Annotated in this window: 25 protein-coding genes; 12 read left to right on the plus strand and 13 right to left on the minus strand. The window is 68.0% G+C overall.

The genetic code is table 11. The annotated features are described in order from the left end of the window. Nucleotides 1-85: 85 nt before the first annotated feature. Nucleotides 86-682, minus strand: a complete 597-nt coding sequence (locus ATO4_RS05700) for a transglutaminase-like cysteine peptidase (RefSeq protein ID WP_245308597.1) — start codon at nucleotides 680-682, stop codon at nucleotides 86-88. 710 nt (nucleotides 683-1,392) lie between these two features. Between ATO4_RS05700 and ATO4_RS05710 the strand changes: the two genes are divergently transcribed. From ATO4_RS05710 to ATO4_RS27630, 5 genes are all read left to right on the plus strand, one after another. Further along, entirely contained in the window at nucleotides 1,393-1,755 is a 363-nt protein-coding gene (locus tag ATO4_RS05710) for a DUF4189 domain-containing protein (RefSeq protein ID WP_083590469.1), read from the plus strand. Nucleotides 1,756-1,976: 221 nt separating this feature from the next. Beyond that, nucleotides 1,977-3,626, plus strand: a complete 1,650-nt coding sequence (gene ettA / locus ATO4_RS05715) for an energy-dependent translational throttle protein EttA (protein WP_083590470.1) — start codon at nucleotides 1,977-1,979, stop codon at nucleotides 3,624-3,626. 276 nt (nucleotides 3,627-3,902) lie between these two features. Further along, a complete protein-coding gene (locus tag ATO4_RS05720; protein WP_139802277.1) occupies nucleotides 3,903-4,235 on the plus strand; it encodes a hypothetical protein in 333 nt (110 codons plus the stop codon). A gap of 201 nt (nucleotides 4,236-4,436) precedes the next feature. After that, nucleotides 4,437-4,904 carry an RpiB/LacA/LacB family sugar-phosphate isomerase gene (locus tag ATO4_RS05725; RefSeq protein WP_083590472.1) on the plus strand — a complete coding sequence of 156 codons (468 nt, stop codon included), beginning with the start codon at nucleotides 4,437-4,439 and terminating at the stop codon, nucleotides 4,902-4,904. Nucleotides 4,905-5,113: 209 nt separating this feature from the next. Further along, on the plus strand, nucleotides 5,114-5,272 hold the full coding sequence (locus ATO4_RS27630; RefSeq protein WP_176222871.1) for a hypothetical protein: 159 nt from the start codon (nucleotides 5,114-5,116) through the stop codon (nucleotides 5,270-5,272). A gap of 464 nt (nucleotides 5,273-5,736) precedes the next feature. Here ATO4_RS27630 and ATO4_RS05730 read toward each other — a convergent pair whose 3' ends face one another. The 7 genes from ATO4_RS05730 to ATO4_RS05760 form a co-directional block, all read right to left on the minus strand. Further along, entirely contained in the window at nucleotides 5,737-7,293 is a 1,557-nt protein-coding gene (locus ATO4_RS05730) for a DHA2 family efflux MFS transporter permease subunit (protein ID WP_083590473.1), read from the minus strand. After that, nucleotides 7,290-8,621 carry an HlyD family secretion protein gene (locus tag ATO4_RS05735; RefSeq protein WP_083590474.1) on the minus strand — a complete coding sequence of 444 codons (1,332 nt, stop codon included), beginning with the start codon at nucleotides 8,619-8,621 and terminating at the stop codon, nucleotides 7,290-7,292. The genes ATO4_RS05730 and ATO4_RS05735 overlap by 4 nt, the downstream gene beginning before the upstream one ends. After that, nucleotides 8,618-9,205 carry a MarR family winged helix-turn-helix transcriptional regulator gene (locus ATO4_RS05740; protein WP_083590475.1) on the minus strand — a complete coding sequence of 196 codons (588 nt, stop codon included), beginning with the start codon at nucleotides 9,203-9,205 and terminating at the stop codon, nucleotides 8,618-8,620. The genes ATO4_RS05735 and ATO4_RS05740 overlap by 4 nt, the downstream gene beginning before the upstream one ends. 358 nt (nucleotides 9,206-9,563) lie before the next feature. Next, nucleotides 9,564-10,868, minus strand: coding sequence for a nicotinate phosphoribosyltransferase (pncB, locus tag ATO4_RS05745; RefSeq protein WP_083590476.1), 1,305 nt, complete (start codon nucleotides 10,866-10,868; stop codon nucleotides 9,564-9,566). A gap of 210 nt (nucleotides 10,869-11,078) precedes the next feature. Next, complete coding sequence (locus ATO4_RS05750) at nucleotides 11,079-11,279, minus strand: hypothetical protein (protein ID WP_083590477.1); 201 nt, start codon at nucleotides 11,277-11,279, stop codon at nucleotides 11,079-11,081. 306 nt (nucleotides 11,280-11,585) lie between these two features. Beyond that, complete coding sequence (locus ATO4_RS05755; protein WP_083590478.1) at nucleotides 11,586-12,800, minus strand: DUF1501 domain-containing protein; 1,215 nt, start codon at nucleotides 12,798-12,800, stop codon at nucleotides 11,586-11,588. A 4-nt stretch (nucleotides 12,801-12,804) separates the two neighbouring features. Next, nucleotides 12,805-14,274 (minus strand): DUF1800 domain-containing protein, encoded by a 1,470-nt coding sequence (locus ATO4_RS05760; protein ID WP_083590479.1) that lies wholly within the window; start codon nucleotides 14,272-14,274, stop codon nucleotides 12,805-12,807. Between the two features lie 308 nt (nucleotides 14,275-14,582). Between ATO4_RS05760 and mgtE the strand changes: the two genes are divergently transcribed. Next, entirely contained in the window at nucleotides 14,583-15,989 is a 1,407-nt protein-coding gene (mgtE, locus tag ATO4_RS05765; protein WP_083590480.1) for a magnesium transporter, read from the plus strand. 193 nt (nucleotides 15,990-16,182) lie between these two features. Here the strand turns inward: mgtE and ATO4_RS05770 are convergent, their stop codons facing one another. Together ATO4_RS05770 and ATO4_RS05775 are read right to left on the minus strand one after the other, a co-directional pair. Then, nucleotides 16,183-16,476: a type II toxin-antitoxin system RelE/ParE family toxin gene (locus ATO4_RS05770; RefSeq protein ID WP_083590481.1), complete on the minus strand. Its 294-nt coding sequence runs from the start codon at nucleotides 16,474-16,476 to the stop codon at nucleotides 16,183-16,185. 3 nt (nucleotides 16,477-16,479) lie between these two features. Beyond that, nucleotides 16,480-16,755, minus strand: coding sequence for a type II toxin-antitoxin system ParD family antitoxin (locus ATO4_RS05775; RefSeq protein WP_083590482.1), 276 nt, complete (start codon nucleotides 16,753-16,755; stop codon nucleotides 16,480-16,482). Between the two features lie 216 nt (nucleotides 16,756-16,971). On the opposite strand from ATO4_RS05775, the gene ATO4_RS05780 reads away from it, so the two are divergent. Then, nucleotides 16,972-17,373 (plus strand): MerR family DNA-binding transcriptional regulator, encoded by a 402-nt coding sequence (locus ATO4_RS05780; RefSeq protein ID WP_083590483.1) that lies wholly within the window; start codon nucleotides 16,972-16,974, stop codon nucleotides 17,371-17,373. Between the two features lie 49 nt (nucleotides 17,374-17,422). Here the strand turns inward: ATO4_RS05780 and ATO4_RS05785 are convergent, their stop codons facing one another. Next, nucleotides 17,423-18,436, minus strand: coding sequence for a heparan-alpha-glucosaminide N-acetyltransferase (locus tag ATO4_RS05785; protein ID WP_245308588.1), 1,014 nt, complete (start codon nucleotides 18,434-18,436; stop codon nucleotides 17,423-17,425). A gap of 227 nt (nucleotides 18,437-18,663) precedes the next feature. On the opposite strand from ATO4_RS05785, the gene ATO4_RS05790 reads away from it, so the two are divergent. The 3 genes from ATO4_RS05790 to ATO4_RS05800 all read left to right on the plus strand — a co-directional run bounded on the left by ATO4_RS05790 (nucleotide 18,664) and on the right by ATO4_RS05800 (nucleotide 21,907). Continuing rightward, the gene (locus ATO4_RS05790; RefSeq protein ID WP_083590484.1) at nucleotides 18,664-19,494 is read left to right on the plus strand and encodes an aldo/keto reductase; all 831 of its coding nucleotides are present in this window, start codon (nucleotides 18,664-18,666) and stop codon (nucleotides 19,492-19,494) included. After that, a complete protein-coding gene (locus ATO4_RS05795) occupies nucleotides 19,494-20,945 on the plus strand; it encodes a mechanosensitive ion channel domain-containing protein (protein ID WP_083590485.1) in 1,452 nt (483 codons plus the stop codon). Before ATO4_RS05790 ends, ATO4_RS05795 begins: the two co-directional genes overlap by 1 nt. A gap of 206 nt (nucleotides 20,946-21,151) precedes the next feature. Then, the gene (locus tag ATO4_RS05800; protein WP_245308589.1) at nucleotides 21,152-21,907 is read left to right on the plus strand and encodes a YdcF family protein; all 756 of its coding nucleotides are present in this window, start codon (nucleotides 21,152-21,154) and stop codon (nucleotides 21,905-21,907) included. Here the strand turns inward: ATO4_RS05800 and ATO4_RS05805 are convergent. Further along, nucleotides 21,861-22,544, minus strand: a complete 684-nt coding sequence (locus tag ATO4_RS05805; RefSeq protein ID WP_083590487.1) for a DUF599 family protein — start codon at nucleotides 22,542-22,544, stop codon at nucleotides 21,861-21,863. The two genes, ATO4_RS05800 and ATO4_RS05805, sit on opposite strands and share 47 nt — an antisense overlap. A gap of 336 nt (nucleotides 22,545-22,880) precedes the next feature. Between ATO4_RS05805 and ATO4_RS28640 the strand changes: the two genes are divergently transcribed. Then, nucleotides 22,881-23,006 (plus strand): hypothetical protein, encoded by a 126-nt coding sequence (locus ATO4_RS28640; protein WP_280940481.1) that lies wholly within the window; start codon nucleotides 22,881-22,883, stop codon nucleotides 23,004-23,006. A gap of 320 nt (nucleotides 23,007-23,326) precedes the next feature. Beyond that, complete coding sequence (locus ATO4_RS05810) at nucleotides 23,327-23,752, plus strand: DUF1489 domain-containing protein (protein WP_083590488.1); 426 nt, start codon at nucleotides 23,327-23,329, stop codon at nucleotides 23,750-23,752. 47 nt (nucleotides 23,753-23,799) lie between these two features. Here the strand turns inward: ATO4_RS05810 and ATO4_RS05815 are convergent, their stop codons facing one another. Continuing rightward, complete coding sequence (locus ATO4_RS05815) at nucleotides 23,800-24,069, minus strand: hypothetical protein (protein WP_083590489.1); 270 nt, start codon at nucleotides 24,067-24,069, stop codon at nucleotides 23,800-23,802. Nucleotides 24,070-24,323: the final 254 nt, after the last annotated feature.

Below are 24,323 nucleotides of genomic sequence, written 5' to 3' on the forward strand. Positions count from 1 at the left end.
ACGCCCCGGGCGATCGTGTTGGTTCCCTCCGGGGCAGGGCGGGCGGCGAGACTGCCGCTGCCGCACCGGTGCCGCGGACCTTTCGTCAGCGAACGCTGCCGACCAGGAGGTTGCGGTCGTCGACGATGCCGACCCATTTGCCGGCGTTGTCGACCGCCTGGCGTTTCAGATAAGTGTACTCGGTGGACTGCCAGGCGAGGATCTTGTTGTCGAGATTGTCGAGGACGAAGTCGCCCTGGTCGGTGCGCAGCGTCAGGACGGCATGGCCATCGCCGTTGGTCTGCTTGACGACCGTGATCAGCAGCGCCGAGGCCGGGATGCCCTCGCGCTCCAGCATGTACTGCTTGAGCAGCACGAAGTCCTCGCAGTCGCCTTCCGCCGTCGGATAGGCCCAGTGCTCCGGCACGCCGTAGATGTCCTGGTCGGTGCGCGGGAAGACGTTGCTGTTGACGGCGACGTTGACGTCGACGATGCGCTTCCAGATCGCCGGGGTCAGCTTCAGGGCGGCCTTGCCGGCATTGGCCCCGCAGGTCGCGGCGTAGCGCTTGCAGAATTCATAGTGGCCGATCGGCTGCGAGGTGTAGCCCGTCGTCGGCATCGGCGAGGAAGCCGCCGCCTGCGCCAGCGAAGCCGAAGCGAGAAGGCCGATCGCGCCGAGCGCCAGGCCGAGATGCTTCTTGATCTTGTTCATTGTCATTCTCCCCGTCGTTGGGAGGAGATTGACAGGCGGATTTTACTTCCGGCGAAAATGCAGAAGCGCAATTCTATTCAAATGATACGCAATTGAGAGACGGGATATACTTAGAGAAAGATGCACGGCATGGCGCAAATTGCGCGGCGGCCGTTCATCGATCGGCAAGTATGCCGGGGCGCGGGCCGCGCCGGCGCCGCAGCTCCGGACGCCCCGGCGCCTGCCGCGGCACCGGCGAACCGCCCGGCCTGTCGGGACTTGCAGGCGATGCCGCTCCACCGGGACGGGCGCCTGCCCGTGGCGACGCAGGACCGACCGGTGGGTCGCTTCGGCGGCGCCGGCGGACCGGATGGCTCGATCGTCCGGTGCCTGGCCAACGCCGCCGGGGCCTCGCAAGGGTTAATGGCGGGCGCCGGGGTGCCGGTTTCGCACGTCTTTTCGTTCGCTTCGGCTCTGTTCGCCTGTCGGCGTGGTTAAGGAAGCGCTCCGCGGCCGGGGCAGGGCCAGGCGGGAACCCGGCCGGGATCGACGCCGAAGTCGCTCCGGCGCTGGCCGCAGCCGGTCGCCGACGCGAAGCCAGCCGGACTGACGGACAAGGAAACGGGACCGTCGGACATTTGAACCTGCCGGGACGAGTCCTAAGACAGGCTCCGCCGGACATTCGCGTCCGGGCTCTCTCGAAAGGTATCCAGAGAATGAGAATGTCGCACGCATGCGCGCTGGCCGTCGCCCTCCTCGCGTCGGTCTACGGGACACCCGGCCTTGCCGCCGGTGCGATCGCGGTCGATGACGCAGAGGGCATGAAGGCCGGCGACGTCGGCTACGGCACGGCGACCGGCTATTCGACCCGCGAGGCGGCCGGCGATGCCGCGCTGCAGAACTGCAAGGACGAGGGCAACACCAACTGCAAGGTCGTCGTGCGCTTCGATACCTGCGGCGCCTATGCCGGCTCGGCCGACTATTTCGGCATCGGCTGGGGCAAGAGCGAGAAGGCGGCCCAGTCCGCGGCGCTCGACCAGTGCGGCAACAAGTCCTGCAAGATCGTCGTGTCGGACTGCGAGTAACCGCTTCGGGCGAGCGGACGCGGCGGCAGATCGCGCATCTGCCGCCCGTCCCTTGCGGCGAACCACGGCCAACGCGACGCGGCGGATGTCGGTCGCCGCGTCGTGGACGGACAGTGTCGAAGATGTCGCGGCCGCCCGCCTGCGACGTTGCTCCGCGGCTTCAGATGGCTTAGAGACGGCGCAACTTTTCAAACTCTTCGACACGAAAGAGGCAGCGCGCCATGGCACGCCAGTTCATCTATCACATGTCCGGCCTCTCCAAGGCCTACGGGAACAAGAAGGTTCTCGACAACATCCACCTCTCCTTCTACCCCGACGCCAAGATCGGCATTCTCGGCCCGAACGGCGCCGGCAAGTCGACGCTTCTGAAGATCATGGCCGGCGTCGACACGGAGTTCACCGGCGAGGCCTGGGCCGCCGAGGGCGCGACCATCGGCTACCTGCCGCAGGAGCCGCATCTCAACCACGACAAGACGGTCTTCGAGAACGTCATGGAGGGTGTCGCCGAGAAGCAGGCGGTGCTCGACCGATACAACGAACTGATGATGAACTACTCCGAGGAGACGGCGGAGGAGGGGGCGAAGCTCCAGGACATCATCGACGCGCAGAACCTCTGGGACCTGGAGAACCAGGTCGAGATGGCGATGGACGCGCTGCGCTGCCCGCCGGGCGACGCCGAGATCGAGCCGCTGTCCGGCGGCGAGCGCCGCCGCGTCGCCCTGTGCAAGCTGCTCCTGTCGAAGCCCGACATCCTGCTCCTCGACGAGCCGACCAACCATCTCGACGCCGAGACGATCCTGTGGCTCGAAAAGCACCTGCGCGAGTATGAGGGCTCGGTGCTGATGGTCACCCACGATCGCTACTTCCTCGACAACGTCACCGGCTGGATCCTCGAGCTCGATCGCGGCCACGGCGTGCCCTACGAGGGCAACTACTCCGTCTATCTGGAGAAGAAGCAGAAGCGCATGCAGCAGGAGGGCCGCGAGGACGACGCCCGCATGCGCGCCATCACCAGAGAGCGCGAGTGGATCAGCCAAGGCGCGAAGGCCCGCCAGACCAAGTCGAAGGCCCGCATCAAGGCCTATAACGAGCTCGTCGAGGCCGCCGAGAACAGAAAGCCGGCCGACGGCAAGATCGTCATCCCGACCGGCGAGCGCCTCGGCAACAAGGTGATCGAGGTCGAGAACCTGACCAAGAGCTTCGGCGACCGGGTGCTGATCGAGAACCTCTCCTTCAAGCTGCCGGCCGGCGGCATCGTCGGCATCATCGGGCCGAACGGCGCCGGCAAGTCGACGCTGTTCAAGATGATCACCGGCCAGGAGACGCCCGACTCGGGCAAGATCGACATCGGCGAAACCGTCGATCTCGGCTATGTCGACCAGAGCCGCGACGACCTCAATCCGAACCACAACGTCTGGGAGGAAATCTCCGGCGGCGTCGACATCATGAAGCTCGGCAAATACGAGATGAACAGCCGAGCCTATGTCGGCAACTTCAACTTCAAGGGCCCCAACCAGCAGCAGAAGGTCGGCACGCTCTCGGGCGGCCAGCGCAACCGCGTGCACCTCGCCAAGATGCTGAAGTCCGGCGCCAACGTCATCCTGCTCGACGAGCCGACCAACGACCTCGACACCGAAACCTTGACCGCGCTCGAGGACGCGCTGGAGGAATATGCCGGCTGCGCCGTGGTGATCAGCCATGATCGCATGTTCCTCGACCGGCTCGCCACCCACATCCTCGCCTTCGAGGGCGACAGCCATGTCGAATGGTTCGAGGGCAACTTCGAGGACTACGAGCAGGACAAGATCCGCCGCCTCGGCCCGGAATCGGTCAATCCGAAGCGCCCGACCTACAAGCGCCTGACGCGGTGATCGCCGTCGCTCTCCGGTGATGTCGCCGCAAGGGCGAAGCATCGGGCGTTGGTGATGTTGGAAGAGGGTCGCGGTAACGCGGCCCTCTTCTGCGTTTCGGGCGCGGCCGGGGCTCGGGATCGATATCCGGACGCGAACCGAGGCCGTCACGGGAACATCGGGTCCCTTGGGGTGGCGACCTGTCGAAACGGCAGCGATCGCCATTCCCCAAGGTGCCGAGGACAGGTTAAGGTCGATCCCGGGACCCTCAGGGAGGACGAGATGCGGATCGATCGGATGAGACGTGTCGCGGCGGCGGGCGTCGTCGCGGCGGGACTGGCGGGCATGGGGCTTTCGGCGGGACCGGCCGAGGCCAAGCCGGCGCGCTGTTATGCCACCGACGACGGCTATTTCCCGTGCGAATTCCGCACGACGGACCAGCAGGGCAGCTTCGAGATCGAGGGGCCGGCGGCGACCTATATCGTCAACATCGACACACCCGGCTTCGCCTATGCCTTCGTCAATCTCGGCAATCGCAACATCTCGCTGCCGGGCATGTTCGTGCGCCAGCGCGACGATCCGGCCTGCTGGGCCAATCCCGAGACCAACACCAAGATCTGCGCCTGGTAGGGGGCTGCCCGAACCCGGAAGCCGCGGGGCGATCCCGGGGAGCGCCGCTCCGGCGACAGCGACGCCTCCCGGCCTCTAGGGACGCGGCAGCTGCCACGATCCCGGCCGCATCGGCCCGGACGACATTGACCTTCCGGCCTTGCGGAGTCAGGTGTCGCTGCCGGCCCATGCACGGGGCCGGAAAGGATCTGGGAGACGGACATGAAGATCATCATCGGCGGCGACAGCGCCGGCCAGCCGCTGGTCAAGGCGATCGCGGACTATCTTTCGACCCGCGAGGACGTCACTTTCGAGGATTGCAGCCCCTCCGGCGACACCTCCGGCGAGCGCTACGCCTCGACCTCGGAGCGCGCGGCCGTGGCGATCCGCGAGGGCAGGGCCGAGCGCGGGATCCTGTGCTGCGGCACCGGGCTCGGCGTCTCGATTTCGGCGAACAAGATCCCGGGCATCCGGGCGGCGCTGACCCACGACACCTATTCGGCCGAGCGCGCGGCCAAGAGCAACAACGCCCAGATCATCACCATGGGCGCCCGGGTCATCGGCCCGGAACTCGCCAAGGCGATCGTCGAGAAGTACCTCGATTCGAAGTTCGATCCCGAGAGTTCGTCGGGGCCGAATGTCGAGGCGATCGACGCGCTCGACAGGAAGTATTCGCCCGGCGGCTTCTGAGCGCGGCGGCCGCGGCTTCCCGCCGCCGGCGGCAGCGGATGGTGCGCCGCAGCATGACGACGGCGCGCCATCGGATGCCTGCATGACAGTACCATGACGTTATGTCCCTGGCGCATGGCAGTCCTGAGCCGGGGACTCTTCTTCAGACAAGTTTTACCGTTTATGTGCACTGCATCATAAGAACATACGGTTTGCTGGAGTCTCAGAAGATGCACCGCTCGCGCCTCACGGCAATTGCCATGGACCACGTCGCCTCGTCCCGCCTCACGGGCCGTGCCGCGACCAATGGCGAGGGCATGCGCCGGCCGCCCTATTCGGTGATGAAGACCCTCGGCATCGACACGTCGTTTCACGCGCGCACGCGCTGAGGCCCCGGCGAGCCGCGGCTCCCGCGCGCTGAAGCCTCGCAGACGCCTCAACGGCCCGAGCCGCGGGGCCGGGTTCCGAGCCTTTTCCAGCCATGGCGCGAATCTGCCGGCGCGTCCCTACCGCATTCACACATCTTGTCCGGTTCTTCGTCGGCAGTTCGTGCTGGCGGCATCGGTGCCGGATGAAGGTCGCGAAGATCCAAGCTTCGTCATCCCGGGCTTGACCCGGGATCCATTCCAAAACATCGACGCCACAGCGACAGACCAATCCGAAGTCGTCGAATCTTCTGGAGCGATTGGCTGGCTCCAGGGCAGAGGAATGGATCCCGGGTCAAGCCCGGGATGACGAAGCTTTGTTGCTTCGACCGGTTCTGCGACGTCGATGCCCTGCGACGTCCTTACGGAGAACAGGCGGCCGCTCGTTCGTGTCCGAAAGGAGATGTACGAATCTTGTAGCCGGGCGCCTATTCCATCACCGCCGCATGGCTGTCGCCGCCGCCCGCCGGCCCTTGCTTCTTCGGCGGGCTCATCAGCGCCAGCAGCGGGATGGCGCAGAGCGTGATGATCATCATCAGCTTGAAGTCGTCCACATAGGCGACCATCGCCGCCTGGTCCGAGGCCTGTTGGTCGAGCACCGCCATCATGGTCGTCTGGTCGAGGGGCAGACTGTTCGCGACAGTGGTGAAGCTCGCAGCGAACGGCGTGATGTGGGAGACGAGGTCGGCCTTCGAGATCACCATGTTGCGGGCGAGCTCCACCGAGACGATCGAGATGCCGACCGACGAGCCGATGTTGCGCATCAGCGAGAACAGCGCCGCCGCATCGGCGCGGAACCGCGGCTCCAGCGTCGCGAAGGCGAGGGTCGACAGGGGCACGAAGACCAGCCCGAGCCCCAGCCCCTGGACGACGCCCGAGACGATGATCGGCGTCTCGTCCATGGTGATCGAGAAGCCGGACATCTGCCACAGCGAGATCGCCGTCAGGCAAAGGCCGGTGACGATCAGGATCCGCGTGTCGACCCGGCCGACGAGGCGGCCGACGACGAGCATCGAGATCATCGTGCCGACGCCGCGCGGGGCGAGCACGATGCCGGTCGTCACCACCGGATAGTTCAGGATGTTCTGCAACATGGGCGGCAGCAGCGCCAGCCCGGCGAGCAGGATCATGCCGACCACGAAGATCATCATCAGCGCGATGACGAGGTTGCGATCGGTGAAGATCTTCGGGTCGATGAAGGCCTGCTCGCGCCCGGTGATGTGCAGCGTGAACACCCAGATGCCGGTGATGGCGAGGCCGAGCTCGATCCAGATCTCGGCGGAGGAGAACCAGTCCGCCTGCTCGCCGCGGTCGAGGAACAGCTGCAGCGCGCCGATGAACAGCGACAGCATGGCGAAGCCGAAGAAGTCGAAGCCGCGCCGGCGCTTCGGCGTGTTCGGCAGGAAGAGGATCATGCCGGCGAGAGCCAGAGCGCCGATCGGCAGGTTGACGAAGAAGACGTAGCGCCAGTTGAAGGTCTCGGTCAGCCAGCCGCCGAGCGTCGGGCCGACGATCGGCCCGACCATGATGCCGGCGCCCCAGATCGCCATCGCGCTGCCATGCTGCTCCCGGGTGTTGATGGTGAGGAGCACGGTCTGCGACAGAGGGACCAGGGCAGCGCCGCAGACGCCTTGCAGAAGCCGGAAGAAGATCATCTCTTCCAGGCTGGTGGAGAGGCCGCAGGCCATCGAGGTGGCGACGAAGCCCGCCGCCGAGGCGATGAACACCTGGCGCAGGCCGTAGCGGTCCGAGAGCCAGCCGGTCACCGGCGTCATGATCGCCGCGGCGACGATATAGGAAGTCAGGACCCAGTTGATCTGGTCCTGCGAGGCCTGCAGCGAGCCCTGCATGTTCGGCAGGGCGACGTTGGCGATGGTCGTGTCGAGGACCTGCATCACCGTCGCGAGCATGATCGAGACGGTGATCAGGGCCTTGAAGGGAACATTGGTCGGATCGACGGGCGCCGCCTCGCCGGCGGCGCTCATTGCGAGAAGGTCGCGCCGGCGGCCCCTCCCTGTGTCGGCGTCGCCGCATCGCTCGCGGCGGGGCCCGTGGCAAGCGTCGCGCCGCCGCCGTCCCGTCTGGCGGCGACGGCGTTCTCGCCGTCGATCCAGCTGTCGAGGCCGAGGGCGGTGGCGACCGGCTGCAGGACGTCCGGAAAGCCGCGGACCCGGCCGGTGTCGACGGTGACGTCGGCGCTCATGCCGGCGCGCAGCGGCGGCACATCGGCTTTCTCGTCGATATGGATGCGCACGGGGACGCGCTGGACCACCTTGACCCAGTTGCCGGTGGCGTTCTGGGCGGGCAGGAGCGCGAATTCCGAACCGGTCCCGGCGCCGATCGAGCCGACGACGCCGTCGAGCGAGACGTCCGGATAGGCGTCGAAGCTGACGGTGACGGGCTGGCCCGGCCGCATGTGGGTGAGGTCGGTCTCCTTGTAGTTGGCGTCGACCCAGCTGTCGCCCGCCTCGACGATCGCCATCACCGAGGTCGACGGCGTCACGTACTGGCCGACCTGGAGCCGGGTCGTCTGGCTGGCGACGCCGGGTTCCGATGCCCGGATCACGGTGTGGTCGAGATCGAGCTGGGCGGAATGCAACGCGGCGAGGGCCTGCATCACCGTCGGATGGTCGTCCGTCGCGATGTCGGGATTTCCGGCGAGCGCCGCCTTCGCCGACAAGACCGCCTGCTGGGCGCTGGCCTGGTCGCCCTCGGCCTTCTGCAGGGCGAGGCGGGCGTCGTCGAAGGTGCTCTGGGAGGCGACGCCGTGCTTCACCAGGGCCTGCTGGCGCTCGAAGGTGGCCCGGGCCGTGGCGACCGAATCACCGGTTGTGCGGGCGTCGACGACCGCCTGCTGATAGGCGGCCTTCAGCTTCTCCACCGTCAGCCTGGCGCTTTCGAGATTGGCGTTCGCCTGTTCGACGGCGGCGCGGTAGGAGCTGTCGTCGATGGTGAACAGCACCTGGCCGGCCCCGACCGCCTGGTTCTCGGCGACGTCGACCGCGGCGATCTGCCCGGAGACCTGCGGCATCACGGTCACCCGGTCCTGATGGACATAGGCGTCGTCGGTCTCGACGTAGCGCCCGCCGGTCACCCAGTAATAGCCGCCGGCAACGGCGAGGAGCAGGGGAACCGAGACGATCAGGAGCTTGCGCAACGGGTGGCGCCGGGCCGACGGCTGCGGGGCTGCCGGTTTGGCCGCATCGCCGGAGGCGGGTTTGTCGGCATCCGCCGCCCGCTCGATGCTCGGGGACTGTTCGGAAGGGATCGGTCGCGCGTCGGCCAGATCCTCCTTCCCGGCCCGGACGTTCATGCCGTTTCCTCCTCGGTGGTTGCCGCGTCGCGGCGGGGTTGCGCCATGCGTCCGTCGGCCTCGACCGCCGCTCTTGAGGCCAGATCGGCGGCCTTTTCGGGGGCAGCATCGAGGCTGGCGTCGGGGCCGGCATCGGGATCGGACAGGTTCTTCACGATGAGGGTCAGGGCCTCGAAGAAGCGGGCCCGGGCCTCGGGGTCCAGCCCCGCCTGGGCTTCCTCGAAGATCGCCTCGGCCTTGACGAACATCGGCTGGATCAGGGCGCGCGCCTTGTCGGTGGTGTAGAGCTTGCGGGCGCGCCGGTCGTTGGGATCGGGCTCGCGCACGACGAGGCCGCCGCTGGCCATGCGGTCGATGTGGCGGCACAGCGTCATCGGCTCGAGGTCGACCATCGCCGCAAGAGCGGCCTGGCTGATGCCTTCGTTGCGGGCGAGCCGCGCGATGATGCGCATCTGGGCCGAGGTCATCGGAATGTCGCGGCTGCGCTGCTCGAAGCGTCGGCGCATCAGACGTGCGGCGTCGTTCAGGAGGAAGCCGAGGCTCGGCCCGAGAGGGGGGAACTTGTGATCGGTCATGACGCCCATATAATAACCGTGATTATAATAGGCAAGGGAATTGTCATGGGGCGGGACGGGCCGCGCCGGGCAGTCGGGCCTTCGGCCCATATTCGTGGGGATCGGGGCCTGCGGGATCGTGCCGTGCCGGCGCGACGAGGCGCGACGAGGCGGGCGCCGAGACGTGACACGACGCTTCAGCGGGCCGGCGACGCCGGGTCTTGCGCGATCTGTGTGAAGGCTTCGCGAAAGCGCTGCGGCGCGTTCGACCGATCGCCGGAATGGACGGGCGTTGGAACGCCGTCAACGCCAGCAGACATGGGAGCCGGGCAGGCGCGGGCCTCGGCGGCGGCGTGCCCTTGCGCTTCACCTTGCGTGAGGGACGGCCTCAGACGGCGAGGGCGCGGGCTTCGTAAGGCGTCTCGCCGAACACCCGCCTGTAGCGCTCGACCGCCTCCGGATCGCCGCTGGCCTTGGCCGGATTGTCCGACAGCTTGACCGCCGGCCGGCCGTCGACCCGCGCCACCTTGCAGACCAGCGAGATCGGATCGAGCCCGCCCATCGGCTCGGGGGCGACGCCGCGGAAGTCGTTGGTGAGATTGGTGCCCCAGCCGAAGCTCATCCGCACCCGGCCGTCGAAGTGGCGATACGTCCGCTCGATGGTGTCGGCATCCATCCCGTCGGAGAACACCAGCAGCTTCTCGCGCGGATCCTGACCCATCATCCGCCACCAGGCGATGATCTCCTCGCCGCCCTGGATCGGCGGGGCCGAATCCGGCCTGAAGCCGGTCCAGTCGGCGATCCAGGCCGGAGCCCTGGCGAGAAACGAGCCGGTGCCGAAGGTGTCGGGCAGGACGATCAGGAGATTGCCGCCGTAATAGCTCTGCCACTCCTCGAGCACCTTGTAGGGCGCCTCGCGCAGCTCCGCGTCGCTCCCGGCGAGAGCGGCGATCACCATCGGCAGCTCGTGGGCGTTGGTGCCGATCGCCTCGAGGTCGGTCTCCATGGCGAGGAGCACGTTGGAGGAGCCGATGAAACGCTCGCCCAGCCCCTCCTTCAGGGCCTCGACGCACCAGCGCTGCCAGAGGAAGGAGTGCCGCCGCCGCGTGCCGAAGTCGGTGATCCGAAGGTTCGGCAGCGCCTGCAGCCGCTCGACCTTCTCCCACATCTTGGCCTTTGCCCGGGCATAGAGAACGTCGAGCTCGAAGCGCTTGAAGGTCCGCATCACGGCGCGCGAACGCAGCTCGTTGATGATCGCCAGCGCCGGGATCTCCCACATCATCGTGTGGGTCCAGGGGCCGTGGAAGTCGAGCTCGAACTGGCCGTCGACCCGCCGCAGCTCGTATTCCGGCAGCCGGAAATCGGCCAGCCATTCGAGGAAGTCCGGCCGGAAGATCTGCTTCGTCCCGTAGAACGAGTTGCCGGCGAGCCAGATCATCTCGCGCTTGGAGAAGGTCAGGGAGCGCGCATGGTCGAGCTGGTCGCGCAGTTCCCCCTCGTCGACGATGTCGGCGAGGCGGACGTTGCGGGAGCGGTTGATCAGCGAGAAGGTGACCGAAACGTCCGGATGCCGGCCCCGCACCATCTGCAGCATCAGGAGCTTGTAGAAATCGGTATCGAGGAGGCTGCGCAGGATCGGATCGAGCTTGAAGGTGTGGTTCCAGACCCTCGTGGCGATGTCCGTCGCGACCATTGCGTTCATCGATCCATCTCACTCAACCCGGGCGACGTGCGAGTCCGGGAGGACGAAGGCTCGCAGAGCGTCGATCACCGTCATTCGGGACACCGGCCGTCACACCGGCGATCGCCGACGGCTCGCCCCGGATGCCTCCGATCCCGCACTCGTCCGGAGCCGGGATCTGCTTCATGGAGGCCGGGACGGTGCGGCGTCAAGCCGGGGCCGTCATCTCGGCACGCGGTTGACGACGCGCTTCAGCGAGTTCATCGACTGGCTGACGTTGCGGCAGTCATGCTGGGCTTCGGCGAGGGCCTCGGGATCGACCGGCTTGCCGTCTTCCAGATCCTGCAGGAACTCGCAGATCTCGCTGACCCGCTCGCCGATGGAATTGATCGCGCCGTCGAGATCCTTCGTGGTTGCGCTCATGCCGTCCCCTTCACCGCCGTGAACCGCCGCTTGCCATGGGCGATCCGAACTGCCGCGATCGCGTCGTCGAGAGCGCAGGGGCGCCGGGGGATGCCGGTGCCGCCGCATGCCATCACGCCGAGACCATCGTCCCTTCAAGGGGATGAATATCCCAGCTGGCGGCCGGTGAAAAGACGCCTGTCACGGGACAAGACGCAGTCGGCCTCGACTGTTCGGGTCCGGCGCGGCGGGCAAGGGCGGGATCGCTTTCGCGAGGTTCGCGTCGCTGCGGGCGCAGCGCCAGCCCTGGGAGGGACGACGGCCTCGTCAGGCGACCAGCCCGGCCATCGGCCGGACGCCGATGCTGCCGGGGAAGACGTCGGTGGCCAGAACCTTCTCCGACAGGCCGAGATGGTCCCGGAGGACGCCCTTCAGGACGGCGCGCAGGTCGGTCGTCGGCCTGAGGTCACGGCCGTCCTGGAGATCGGCCTGACGCAAGCCGGGCCAGTCGGCGATGACCCGGCCGCCCTTGACGGCGCCGCCGAGGAGGAAGGCGGTGGTGGCGGTGCCGTGGTCGGTGCCGCCACCGCCATTGCCCCAGGCCGTGCGCCCGAATTCGGTGACGACGGCGACGACCGTGTCGCTCCAGGCGGGGCCGAGGGTTCGCGCCAGATCATCCAGGGAGACGTCGAGAGCGGCCAGATTCTTGGCGAGGCGGCCGTTGTCGGCGCCTTCCTGTACATGGGTGTCCCAGCCCTCGTAGCTGATCGTCGCGAGGCGCGGGCCGTCCGCCTTGGCGAGCAGCTTGCCGGCGCCGTTGGCGAGGATGCGAAACGCCCGGGCCGGTCCCTTCTCGACGTCGAAGGGCGTGCCGGCCATCATCCTGTCGGTCTCCAGCCCCTCGGTCAGCAGCCTCGCGAGCTCCTGGTCGGTCTCGCCGTAGAGCGATGCGAGGCGCAGCGCCGTGTCCTCGCGGGCCGCGTTGAAGGTCTGCGGCGACCATGTCAGCGTTCCGGCCGGACCGGCGAGGATCAGCGGGATCGTCGGGCCGATGGCAAGGCCCGGGCTGGTGCCCACCCGTTCGCCGGCCGGCAGGGCGCCGGCGACGCGGTTCAGCCAGCCGCTGCGAACGGAAGTGGAGGGCCCCTCGAGGCCGCTTTCGAGCACGTTCTGTCCGTCGAAATGCGAGCGGTCGCGATAGGGCGTCGCGGCGGCGTGGACGATCGTCGCCTCGCCCTTGCGATAATAGCCGGCGAGCTTGGGCATCGCGTCGTTCAGCGCGAAGAAGCCGCCGTCCAGCGGCAGGACGTCCCTGCCGCCTTCGCCCAGCGCCAGGGCGCCGCGCAGCGAGCGGTAGTTGGGATCGCCGATCGGCGCCACCGCCGCAAGCCCGTCGAGCGCGCCGCGCAGGATGACGACGACGAGGCGCGGATCGCGCGTGCCGGCGAAGCCGACCCTCGGCATCGCCGCCCAGGCGGCGACGACGCCGGCCCCGGCGAGCAGGCGGCGGCGGCTGATGGTGGGGTAGCTGCAGCGTTGCATGGCGCTATCTCCGCTGGAATTCGGGGCTCATCAGCAGCAAGGCATAGGCCTGGGCGGGGCTCTCGGCCCGCCGGATCGCCTCCCGCGTCGGAGCACTGACGAGGTCTCCCAGCGCCGCCTCCGTCAGCATCTGCGGATCCTCGGGGCGGGTGCGGGCGGCGAGAAATTGAGCGTAGTCGAGCCGGTTGGTCATGGCGTCGGCGGCCAGCCAGTAGCGCGAATCGCCGGGATAGCCGGCGGGCGAGATCGGCGACCAGGGCAGCTGTCCGAGGATCGTCAGGCCGCGGCGGACGTCGTTGAACTGCGTCGTGGCGGGGATCGCCCGGAGCGCCGCCCAGACGAATTCCTGCGGTGTCCGCAGCTTGGCGCGGGGCGCCTCCCAGGACGCCGGATCGGTGACCAGCGCCTTCGCCAGCGCCCCGAGATCGCCGCCGGTCTTCATGTAGACGTCGGCGAGCCGGGCGACGAGACCCTTCGGCGGCTCGTCGGCGACGAAGGACTGGACCAGCTTGAAGGCGAGATGGCGCGCCGTCGCCGGATGATGCGCCAGATCGGCGATGATGGCGCGAGCCTGGGCCTCGCCCTTCTGCGGATAGCGCTTGCCGAGCACCGTGACCGGGCCGGGCTCGTGCATGGCGTTGAAGAAGGCGAAGGTGCCGTAGTCCTTGCGCTTCAGGTTGCGCACGATGCCCCAGCCGCTCAGCGCATTGGCAAGCGCCCGCACGTCGCTCTGATCATAGCCGCCGGCAACGCCGAGCGTGTGCAGCTCCAGCATCTCGCGGCCGTAATTCTCGTTGAGCCCGTAGCGGCCGTTCTTGCCGAGGCGGCTGTTGGTGCCGGCGGAGAGGAAGTTGTCGAGATAGGACAGCATCGTCGGATGCTGCGAGACCGCCAGCAGCATGTCCTCGAAGCGGCCGAGCACATGCGGGCGGATCGCCTCGCGCTCATAGGCGCCGACGGTCGCCTTGGTGGTGAAGCTGCGGTCGGCCTCGACGGCGAAGTGGTTCGACCAGAAGCCGACGAGCCGCTCGAAGAAGCCGATGGGCGCGTCGTTCATCCGGGCGATCAGCGCCTCGAACTCGGCGTTGAAATAGGCCAGATGCGGCCGCTCCGGCCTTGCCGGCGCCGCTTCGGGCGCGGCGTCCTTGCCGGACCCCATGGCAGCGGGTCGCTCCATCATTCCCGCCGGCATCCCCGCCGGCATCCCCGTCGGCATACCCGCCGCCATCCCTGCCGCATCGGCGCCGGACTTCTCCATTGCCTGGTTCGCCGCGCGCTGGCGGGCGAAGAACGACTGGACGTCGAAGAGGATCTTCCTCGTCGGCGCGAGATCCCGATCGGGGGGACGCTCCGATTCGCCCGCGGCCTCGTCGAGCAGCGCTGCGACGGGATCGGCGCCGAACAGGTCGACAGGGCTCGCACGCAGGCCGAGGCCGAAGCGGGTGGCGGCGAGAGCGGGGGAGGGACGTTGCATGGCGATGGCACTGGCTCGACGACGGGATGCTGCGGGCTGTTCTCCGGACGCTGCGAGGGCCGGTTCCGGTTGCTCGCCGGGGCGCTATGGTCGGTCCCGCTTATCGAGCCCCAATACGTCCGAAGGATGGCACGGGCCCCCGCGGGAAAGGCGCGCCGCGCCCTTGGCGGCCCCCTCCCGACATGGGGTGTGCGCCGCCGATCGGCAAATCGTTCCAAGGCCCATTTTTGTTTGCCGCCGCTTGCGTTAGACGCGGGAGCGGCGAACACGTCGACCAATGGATTCCAGCGATCACCGGGGAGGGCAACATGGCTGATCCGCAGCATGTCTTGGACGCGCCCGTGCCCGAACGCACCGGGATCTACGACGAGGACGGCTATCTCGCCGAGGACTTCCTCGACCGCATCAAGGAAGCGATCGCGGCGGAGGACGCCGCCTTCCTGCGCGAGACCATCGTCCCCTTGCACGAATCCGAGCTCGGCGACGTCCTGCGCAATCTCGGCCACGACGCACGTCAGTCGCTGGTCCGGCTCATGGGCGACGAGTTCGACTATACCGCGCTGACCGAGGTCGACGAGGCGATCCGCCTGTCGATCATCGACGCGATGCCGAACGAGCGGGTGGCCGAGGCGCTGCGGGAGCTCGATTCCGACGATGCGGTCTACATTCTGGAGGATCTGGACGAGGAGGACCGCAAGGAGATCCTCGCCAAGCTGCCGTTCCGCGAGCGGCTTCGTCTGCGGCGCTCGCTCGAATATCCCGAGGAATCCGCCGGCCGGCGCATGCAGACGGAGTTCGTCGCCGTGCCGCCCTACTGGACCGTCGGCCAGACCATCGACTACATGCGCGACGAGGAGGACCTGCCGGAATCCTTCGCCCAGATCTTCGTCGTCGATCCGACCTTCAAGCTCCTCGGCGCCGTCGATCTCGACCGGATCCTGCGCACCCGCCGTCCCGCCAAGATCGACGAGATCATGCACGAGACGCGCCACGCCATCCCGGCCGAGACGGACCAGGAAGAGGCGGCGCAGATCATCGAGCAGTACGACCTGCTCTCGGCCGCGGTCGTCGACGAGAACGAACGGCTCGTCGGCATCCTGACGATCGACGACGTCATCGACATCGTCCAGCAGGAGGCGGAGGAGGACATCCGCCGCATGGCCGGCGTCGGCGACGAGGAGATTTCGGATACCGTCGTCACGGCGGCGCGCTCGCGTTTCCTCTGGCTGTTGATCAACCTGGCGACGGCCGTCCTCGCATCCCTGGTGATCGGCCTGTTCGACGCCTCGATCCATGAGATGGTGGCGCTGGCCGTCCTGATGCCGATCGTCGCCTCGATGGGCGGCAATGCCGGCACCCAGACCATGACGGTGACAGTGCGGGCGCTCGCCTCCCGCGACATCGACATCTACAATGCCGGGCGCATCGTGCGCAGGGAGGTGATGATCGGCCTCCTCAACGGGGCGCTGTTCGCCATCGTCATCGGCGTCGTGGCGTCCGTATGGTTCAACGACATCGGGCTCGGCCAGGTCATCGCCATCGCGATGATCGTCAACATGTTGGCGGCGGCTCTCGCCGGCATCCTCATCCCGCTGGTGCTCGACCATTTCGGCGCCGATCCGGCCATCGCCTCGGGCACCTTCGTCACCACCGTCACCGACGTCGTCGGCTTCTTCGCCTTTCTCGGCCTCGCGAGCTGGTGGTTCGGGATCTGAGGTCTTCGGTGGGCGAGCGGCGAGCGGTGATGCTCGCCCATCTGGTCCGCGGCGAAGAGGCGCGGTGACTGCGCGAGGGCCTAGAGCGGGATGAAATCAGCTTCGATCATCATCCCGCTCACTCCTCTTCTGGCCGCATGATCTGTCCCGAAAACCGGTTCCCACTTTTCGGGATCATGCTCTAGCGACCGGATCATCCGTCGAGCAGATCCTGCCACTTCCGTGCGCCATGCACGACGCGGACGATCTCTGCGGCGCCATCCGCCGCCTGGCGGTACAGGATGAGGGAATTGCCTGCGGCAAGGCTGCGGAGACCGCCCCGCACCTCCGGCCTCGACACGCCCAGGCCGGGCATCTCTCCGAGCCGGCGGCAGCGTCTCAGCATCTTCTCGTACCAGCCGGCGGCGGCCGACGGGCTGTCCACCGCGATGAATGAAGCGATCTCTTCGATGTCCATCTCGGCCTGGGGCGTGAGACGGAACGCCAAGACCTAGCTCCGGCCGCACGTCTTGGCGTCGAGCGAAGCCTTGATCCGGGCGAAAGCCGCTTCTCCGTCTCGGGCGGGGCCACTTGCGACGCCTTCGTCCCACAGCCGTCCCAGTTCCTCGATCGCCTTGTCGCGCTCGGTTCGCCGGATCTGCCACTGCCGGAGGGCCTCTCGCATCACGTCACTTGCGGAGGCATATTCGCCGCTCCTTACGACCTCGTGCAAAGTGGCGGCCATCTCGGGTGTCAGCGCAACGCTGATCGTCTCGGCATCTGCCATGGAATTTGCTCCGGTTTCTCCGACGGTATGAACGATCAGGACCGATGGCAAGGCCGCCGTCCTGGCAGTGCCGGCATCCGGCAGCGCCGCGCCGACCCCCCGCAACCGGCTCGCGGCCCGGCCACCGCGCAGGGCTGCCGTGCTGCGTCGACATTTGACTTTTACGTAAGTCGTGACGCATGCATGTTCGGGGGGCACGCTTGCAGCCGGGGAACCATGCGGGAACACTACACGATCACCGAGCTGACGCGCGAATTCGGCATTTCGACCCGGACGATCCGCTTCTACGAGGACGAGGGTCTCATCCATCCGATCCGGCGCGGGCGCACGCGGCTGTTCCGACCCTCCGACCGCCAGCTGTTGCGCAACATCCTGCGCGGCAAGCGGCTGGGCTTCGCGATCTCGGAAATCCGCGAGATCGTCCAGATGTATCGCGAGCCGCCGGGTGAGGCGGGGCAGCTGCGGGCGATCCTGCGCAAGGTGGCCGAGCGGCGCGCCGAACTCGAGCAGAAGCAGCGCGACATCGACGACATGCTGGGCGAGCTCGAGGCCGCCGAGGAGGCCTGCCTCACCCGCATGGCCGAACTCGGCGTCGGCCAGACGTCGCGGTCGGGCTGACCTCCCCATTGCGGCGACGCCCCGTCGCGGCGACGCCCGATCGAAAGCGTCAGCCCGCCGGGTCAAAGCTGCAGGCGGTGGTGATCTGCCGGATGCGCGTCAGATCGCCCGGTCCGGCATCGTTCTTCATCAACAGGTCGAACAGGTCCTCCTCCTTCAGCCGCCGCTCGGCGCAGCCGCAATAGGCGGCGCAGAAGGCCGCGTCCTGGCTGGCGAGGCAGGCCCGGGTGCAGTCGCCGAGGAAGATCGCGTCGCGGTCCGGCGGCGCGACGAGGGTGAAAAGCGCGACGAGGCCGTAGAGCAGCGGCTGGTGGACGAGATAGATGACCAGCGCATGGCGGCCGGCGAATTCCAGCGGCCGCAGCCTCGCCAGACTGTCGTTCCAGCCGCGCATCACCGCGACGAAGCCGCGATCCACGGCGAGACGGCCGGCCGAAATGCCGATGAGCACCGCGCCGAAGAACGGGAAGATCGGCACGAGGTCGTTCGACAGGGGCATGGTGTCTGAGAACCAGCCGATCCAGGCGAGCCAGCGGCTGTCGAAGCCGGGAAGGCTGACGAAGACGGGCGCGGCGACGACGAGGATGCCGCAGAGCCCCGTGACGAGGGCCGGCAGCCGCAGGAAGGCGAGGCCGAGGAGGCTGGCGAGCGCGATGTGCTGGAGGATGCCGAAGAACACGAAGCTGTTGGGCGTCGCGAACAGGGTCGCGACCGTCACCGCCAGCGCACCGGCCGAGACCTGCGCCAGCCGCACCAGGAACTTCCGCCAGCGGATCTCGCGGCCATGGGCGAGAACCAGCGAGAACCCGACGAGAAACAGGAAGCTCGAGGCGATGCACCTGGCGAAGATCCGCCAGCCGCCCTGTCCCGTCAGCCCCTCGGGCAGATAGGAGAAGTGCTCGAGATCCCAGGTGAAGTGGAAGATCGCCATCGCGACGATGGCGAGCGCCCGCGCGATGTCGATGATCGCGATGCGGCCGCGGGCGACGGGATTGTCGCCCGGGCTTGCGGCCGGGACGGTCCCGGCGGCGCCTGCGGCCGATGGATTGGCGTTCTGTTGCACTTCGACGACCTCTTGTCTCGCGAGGCCTGCCTCTACAGCGTCCGATCGTGTCGGCAAAGCGACGGCGTGCCGCATGACGGTGGCGAAGTCGATCCGCTCGTCCCGGGCGGCAACGGCCGGCGCCCCGAACGTCGGCAAGCTTCCCCTGATGGAACCCGATCGGCCGCGCCTATTTCTCCTCTCGACAAGCGCCGCGACGGCGCCCGAACGCGCGAGAGAGGCGAATCATGAAGTTCATCGAAGCCGGCACGGCGAGGATCCCGGCCATCGGCCTCGGCACCTACACGCTGGAGGGGGAGGCCTGCGTCGACATGGTGGCCCGCGCCATCGAGGCCGGCTATCGCCACATCGACACCGCCCGCATGTACGGCAACGAGCGCGAGGTCGGGGAGGGCATCCGCAAGAGCGGCATCGCCCGCGGCGACATCTTCGTCACGACGAAGATCTGGTGGACCGATCTCGCCGAGAAGGATCTGAAGGCCGCCGCGGCCGATTCGATCGACAGGATCGGCCTCGGCGCCGTCGACCTCATGCTGATCCACTGGCCGAACCCGGACGTCGCGCTGGAGGAATCCATCGACGCCCTCTCGTCGACCGTCGACGACGGGCTGGCGCGACACATCGGCGTCGCCAACTTCACCTCGACACTGCTCGACGAGGCGGCGGCCATGTCGGACCATCCGCTGGTCTGCAACCAGGTCGAATATCACCCCTTCCTGCCGCAGGCCCAGGTGCTGGCCGCCTGCCGCCGGCACGACATGGGGCTGGTCGCCTATTCGCCGATCGGCCGGGGCGGCGAGGTGCTGAACCACCCGGTGATCCGCTCCGCCGCCGAGCGCCATGGCAAGTCGCCGGCGCAGATCGTGCTGCGATGGGAGATCGAGCAGGCCGGGGTCGGGGCGATTCCGCGCACGTCCAAGCCCGAGCGCCTGGCCGAGAACCTGCAGATCTTCGACTTCGAGCTCTATGAGGACGAGCAGGCGGCGATCACGGCGCTGACCCGGCGCAACGAGCGGCTGGTCGATCCCTCCTTCGCGCCGAACTGGGATCGCACCTGATGGACGGGGCGGCGCTGCAGAAGCTCGCCGCCGAAGCCGCCGGATGGGCGAATTCGGTCCTCGCCTTCTTCTATCAGCCGTCGTCCCTGGCGCAGTTCGCGGCGATCGCGGCCTGCGCCCTCGTCGCCTATCTCCTCGACCGCTGGACCCGCGCCCCGATCGAGGCGCAGGCGAGGAAGATCCGCGCCGCCCCGAGCCTGCTGCGCATCATCGTCGCCATCCGCCGGCGCATGACGCTGGTCTACTTCACCGTCTGCGTCTGGCTGCTGACCCTCGTCGACAGCGCCGCCGGCGGGCCGCGATCCTCGATCATCCGCGTCGTCTTCAATCTGGCGCTGGCCTATCTCGTCATCACCGTCGCCTCGCGCATCGTGCGCAACCGGCTCGCCGCCCGGATCATCGCCGCCGGCGCCTGGATCGTCGCGGCGCTGTCGATCCTCGATCTGGCCGATCCGGTCTCGCGGGTGCTCGACGCGACGGCCATCGACATCGGCAACGCCCGCATCTCGCTGCTCTTCGTCATCAAGGCCTTCGTCGTCCTCGCCGTCACCCTCTGGCTCGCCTCGATCGCCGGCAACTTCCTCGACACCCGGGTGAAGCGCAGCGAGGAGCTGACGCCGGCGCTGCGGGTGCTGATCGGCAAGCTGTTGAAGGTCGGCCTGATCTTCGTCGCCTGCGTCGTCGGTCTGGCGGCGGTCGGCGTCGACCTGACGGCGCTCACCGTCCTCTCCGGCGCCCTCGGCGTCGGCCTCGGCTTCGGCCTGCAGAAGGTGGTCTCCAACTTCATCTCCGGGATCATCATCCTGACCGACCGGTCGATCAAGCCGGGCGACACGATCTCGCTCGGCGACACCTTCGGCTGGATCCGCGAATTGCGCGCCCGCTTCGTCTCGGTGATTACCCGGGACGGGCGGGAGTACCTGATCCCGAACGAGGACTTCATCACCAACCAGGTGATCAACTGGTCGTTCTCCAACGACCTCGTGCGGATCGACGTCACCTTCGGCGTCTCCTACGATTCCGACCCGCACGAGGTGACCCGGATCGCCAAGGAGGCGACGGCGTCGGTCGGGCGCGTGGTGGCGGAAAAGCCGGCTGTCTGCTGGCTGACGGGCTTTGGCGATTCGTCGCTGGATTTCGTCCTGCGCTTCTGGATCCGCGATCCGCAGGCGGGCCTCACGAATGTGCGCGGCGAGGTGCTTCTGGCGCTCTGGGACGCCTTCAAGGCGAATGGCATCGCCATTCCCTTCCCGCATCGCGAGATCCTCATGAAGACGCCGGTGACGCTGGCGGGGGAGGGCGCTGCTCCGGCCGCTGCGCCGGATGATCGGACGGGCGAGGCGGCAGCGCCGATCGACGACGGGGACGCAAGCGCCGGGACGAGGACGGCGCGGCGACAATCGGCGCGACCCGCCGGCCCGGCGAAGACGGCTCCATCCGAGGCGCTCTAGCAACAGCCGCCGCGAAGTCGCATCCCGCCGGTGCATGGGCGGGGCGCGGCGGCTATGGTCGGACCGCCCCTGCCGGGCGACGAACGCCCGGCCGCCGCCCGGAGTGAAAGATCCTGTTCTTCGTCGTCGCCAAGATCGTCTGGTTTCTCGTCCAGCCCCTCGTCGCCATCCTGCTTCTCGCCGGTCTCGGCCTGCTGCTGGTCCTTTTGCGGTGGAAGCGGTCGGGGCTGACGCTCGTCGCGCTGGCGCTCGCGAGCCTTGCCGTCGTTAGCCTGTCGCCGCTCGGCCTGTTGATGATGGCGTCGCTGGAGGATCGCTTTCCCCGGCCGGACCTGCCCGAGAAGATCGCCGGCATCGTCGTTCTCGGCGGCGCCTTCGACACGAGGATCGCAAGGACGCGGGGCCGCTCGGAATTCAACGAGGCGGCCGACCGGGCGACCGAGGCGCTGATCCTCGCCCGGCGCTACCCGGAGGCGAAGATCCTGTTTTCCGGCGGCGACGCCGCGATCCTTGCGCAGGACATTGCCGAGACCCTGTCGGCGAAGGAATTCTTCCTCGGTGCCGGCCTGTCGCCGGACCGCCTGATTCTCGACGACAAGGCCCGCGACACCTTCGAGAACGCCGTCTTCGCGAGACAACTCGCCGATCCGAAGCCTGGCGAGACCTGGCTGCTGATCACCTCGGCCTTCCATATGGCGCGGGCCGTCGGCTGCTTCCGCCAGGCGGATTTCGAGGTTCTGCCCTATCCGGTGGACTATCGCACGCCCGGCGGCGCCGAGGTCTGGCGGCCTTCCAGCGCCTCGGTGCGCAACGTCGAGAAGGTGCATTTCGCCATTCGCGAATATCTCGGCCTTCTCGCCTACCGGCTGCAGGGCCGGACCGACGCGCTGTTTCCCGCGCCGGCAGGCGCAACGGTCACGCCCGCAGGATCTTCAGCGCCGGCGAGCGGAACTGCCGGTTGAGCAGGATCGCTACGACGAAGGCGGTCGAGCCGACGAGGACCAGCGGGCCGAGCAGCCAGCCGAGATAGGCGACGGAGAAGAAGATCGCCCGCAGCCCGGAATTGAAGTGCCGGCCGGCGATCTGGTTGACGATGATGGCCCGCTCGACCGCCCGTTCGGCGGCGGCCATGTCTGCGGCCGCCTCGTCGCGCATCGGCACCGCGCCGATCAGGATCGAGCAGTAGTTGAACAGCCGGTAGGACCAGCCGAACTTGAAGAAGGCGTAGCAGAAGATCACCACGAGGCCGAACAGCTTCAGTTCGACCAGCGGCTTGTCGAGCCCGCCGGAAAACGGCAGGTCCGCGGCGATGGCCGAGATCCGCTCGGCGGAGCCGAGCAGGGCGAAGCAGCCGCCGATGGCGAAGATGCAGGCCGAGGCGAAGAAGGCGGTGCCCTGCTGCAGGCCGGCCATGATCGCCGTGTCGATCATCCTGAGGTCGCGGGTCAGCATCGCCCGCATCCACACCCCGCGCTGGACGTTCATCGCCCCGGACAGGCCGTTGCCGGCGCGCGCCTGCCGCTCGACCATGAAGTTGTAGAGGGTCCAGGCCACGAGGAACAGGACGACGGCGACGGTGTCGGCAGCGGCAAGGGGCATGTCTGCAGATCCTCCGGTGGCAACTTTCGTCGCAGGCGAGCAGGCGAGCAGGCGGGCAGGCGGGCAGGCGGCACAGCGAAGGGCGCCCGTCCCCCCGGGGGCCGGGGTGGGGGCCGGCGTCGCCGACCCGCCGTCGTGAAAGTGTATCGCGCATCCGGTTGCAACGGGAGACCGGCACCGGTTAAGCCCTGTGCAAGGCGAGCCCGCTACAGTACGGGAAAATTTAGCGTGGACCGGCTTGTAGCGGTCGATGTTAAGCGATAATTAACGCCCAAGCTCGCGATCGGGGGGAATGATCGCCTGCTTGGTTTCTGGGGTTCAGGACAGTTTCTGATCATGGATGACAGCGTACGAAAGTCGTGCTGGGGCGTGACCCTTTGGACGGTCGCGATCTTTTCGGCATTGATGATGCTCGGTTTCCTCTGCACCAGTGCGGAGACGGTCGCGATCGCGGCCAACTGAGGCGATAGCCGGACTGGGCGCGAGGCCGCGAAGACCGCCGCCGCATCGCCAGCCGGACCAAATTCCCCCAAGAGTCTCATTGCGCTGGACATCGGCCGACATTCGGCGGATCGCGCTCGCGCGTGGCTTCTCGTGCGGCCGGCTTGCGGCTTGCGGCCGCTGGGCGCGTAGCGCGGCCACTCGTGCTCGCCGGGCGGCCTGTTGCCGACCGCCGTCGCCGATTGCCTTCCGGTATCCGGCGCCGATTTCCGGCATCGATTTCGGTGGCCATTCGCCGAACCGGCCTTGGCAGGAACGGCGCAGTTCGCCAGAACCCTGCCATGGCTCTTCATCTTCTCAAGCTCTGCGTCGGCGCCGACAGCGTGGACGACCTCGCGGCCTTCATCGCGCATCGCCTGGCGACGTCCGGTGCGGCAACACACTGGCACGTCACCCGCATGGTGCCGAAGCGCATCGACGAGCTCGTCGACGGCGGCTCGCTCTACTGGGTGATTCGCGGCAGCGTGCAGGCCCGTCAGGCGATCGCCGGGATCGAGCCGTTCACCGACGAGACCGGCATCGGCCGCTGCCGCATCCTGCTCGACCCGACGCTGGTGCTCACCCGCCAGCAGCCGAAGCGGCCATTCCAGGGCTGGCGGTACCTCAAGAGCGAGGATGCGCCGGGCGATGTCAGGACGTTCGGCGAGGCCGGCGACGGCCTGCCGCCGGAACTCTCCGCCGCATTGCAGGAACTCGGCGTCTTCTGACGCTGCCGGCAGGAACCGGCGGCGGCAACCGGCTGGCCGCGCCGCCCTCAGCGGAAGCGGATGCGCACCGCGGTGGTGCCGGTCGGCGCCAGCGCCCGGATGCGGGTGTGGCTCACCGGCTGCGACGAGCGCCAGGCGCGGGCGCCATAGGACAACAGGAGGCCGACGAGTTCCTTGGCCTTTATCCGCGAGCGGCCGTCGCGCGCCTCGCCGAGACGCAGCGCCGCCTGCTGCAGGGGATGGACCCCAGCCGGCACCGCATCCGGCCAGGGGCCGGAACGGGGCGGAACGGTGAGATTTCGGTTCTCGATCGACATGACTTCCCCTCGCAACTCTACACAGGGTGGCGGCCCGCAGTGCCGGGACCGCCGCCGGAACGGCCGGGTGGACGAATTCCCCCCGGCGCCATCGTCGCCTTCACCCACCCCCATGGGCGCCCGGTGAACGGGCTTTCGAAAGCGTCGTCTTCTCCGGCAATTCGGCGTCATGCCGTTCGACCGGTTGCCGGACTGCGCCAGCCGTCGTCGCCGGGCCTTGCCGCCGACGCCTGCGCCGTCCCCGCCAGGGCGTC

The organism is Aurantimonas sp. 22II-16-19i, assembly GCF_002088275.1.
Classification (GTDB): Bacteria; Pseudomonadota; Alphaproteobacteria; order Rhizobiales; family Rhizobiaceae; genus Jiella.

Bases quoted from the DNA above. Each gene is read 5' to 3' on its own strand.
- ATO4_RS05710 (WP_083590469.1), top strand. From the start codon at position 1,393: ATGTCGCACGCATGCGCGCTGGCCGTCGCCCTCCTCGCGTCGGTCTAC.
- ettA (WP_083590470.1), top strand. From the start codon at position 1,977: ATGGCACGCCAGTTCATCTATCACATGTCCGGCCTCTCCAAGGCCTAC.
- ATO4_RS05720 (WP_139802277.1), top strand. From the start codon at position 3,903: ATGAGACGTGTCGCGGCGGCGGGCGTCGTCGCGGCGGGACTGGCGGGC.
- ATO4_RS05725 (WP_083590472.1), top strand. From the start codon at position 4,437: ATGAAGATCATCATCGGCGGCGACAGCGCCGGCCAGCCGCTGGTCAAG.
- ATO4_RS27630 (WP_176222871.1), top strand. From the start codon at position 5,114: ATGCACCGCTCGCGCCTCACGGCAATTGCCATGGACCACGTCGCCTCG.
- ATO4_RS05730 (WP_083590473.1), bottom strand. From the start codon at position 7,293: ATGAGCGCCGCCGGCGAGGCGGCGCCCGTCGATCCGACCAATGTTCCC.
- ATO4_RS05735 (WP_083590474.1), bottom strand. From the start codon at position 8,621: ATGAACGTCCGGGCCGGGAAGGAGGATCTGGCCGACGCGCGACCGATC.
- ATO4_RS05740 (WP_083590475.1), bottom strand. From the start codon at position 9,205: ATGGGCGTCATGACCGATCACAAGTTCCCCCCTCTCGGGCCGAGCCTC.
- pncB (WP_083590476.1), bottom strand. From the start codon at position 10,868: ATGGTCGCGACGGACATCGCCACGAGGGTCTGGAACCACACCTTCAAG.
- ATO4_RS05750 (WP_083590477.1), bottom strand. From the start codon at position 11,279: ATGAGCGCAACCACGAAGGATCTCGACGGCGCGATCAATTCCATCGGC.
- ATO4_RS05755 (WP_083590478.1), bottom strand. From the start codon at position 12,800: ATGCAACGCTGCAGCTACCCCACCATCAGCCGCCGCCGCCTGCTCGCC.
- ATO4_RS05760 (WP_083590479.1), bottom strand. From the start codon at position 14,274: ATGCAACGTCCCTCCCCCGCTCTCGCCGCCACCCGCTTCGGCCTCGGC.
- mgtE (WP_083590480.1), top strand. From the start codon at position 14,583: ATGGCTGATCCGCAGCATGTCTTGGACGCGCCCGTGCCCGAACGCACC.
- ATO4_RS05775 (WP_083590482.1), bottom strand. From the start codon at position 16,755: ATGGCAGATGCCGAGACGATCAGCGTTGCGCTGACACCCGAGATGGCC.
- ATO4_RS05780 (WP_083590483.1), top strand. From the start codon at position 16,972: ATGCGGGAACACTACACGATCACCGAGCTGACGCGCGAATTCGGCATT.
- ATO4_RS05790 (WP_083590484.1), top strand. From the start codon at position 18,664: ATGAAGTTCATCGAAGCCGGCACGGCGAGGATCCCGGCCATCGGCCTC.
- ATO4_RS05795 (WP_083590485.1), top strand. From the start codon at position 19,494: ATGGACGGGGCGGCGCTGCAGAAGCTCGCCGCCGAAGCCGCCGGATGG.
- ATO4_RS05805 (WP_083590487.1), bottom strand. From the start codon at position 22,544: ATGCCCCTTGCCGCTGCCGACACCGTCGCCGTCGTCCTGTTCCTCGTG.
- ATO4_RS28640 (WP_280940481.1), top strand. From the start codon at position 22,881: ATGGATGACAGCGTACGAAAGTCGTGCTGGGGCGTGACCCTTTGGACG.
- ATO4_RS05810 (WP_083590488.1), top strand. From the start codon at position 23,327: ATGGCTCTTCATCTTCTCAAGCTCTGCGTCGGCGCCGACAGCGTGGAC.
- ATO4_RS05815 (WP_083590489.1), bottom strand. From the start codon at position 24,069: ATGTCGATCGAGAACCGAAATCTCACCGTTCCGCCCCGTTCCGGCCCC.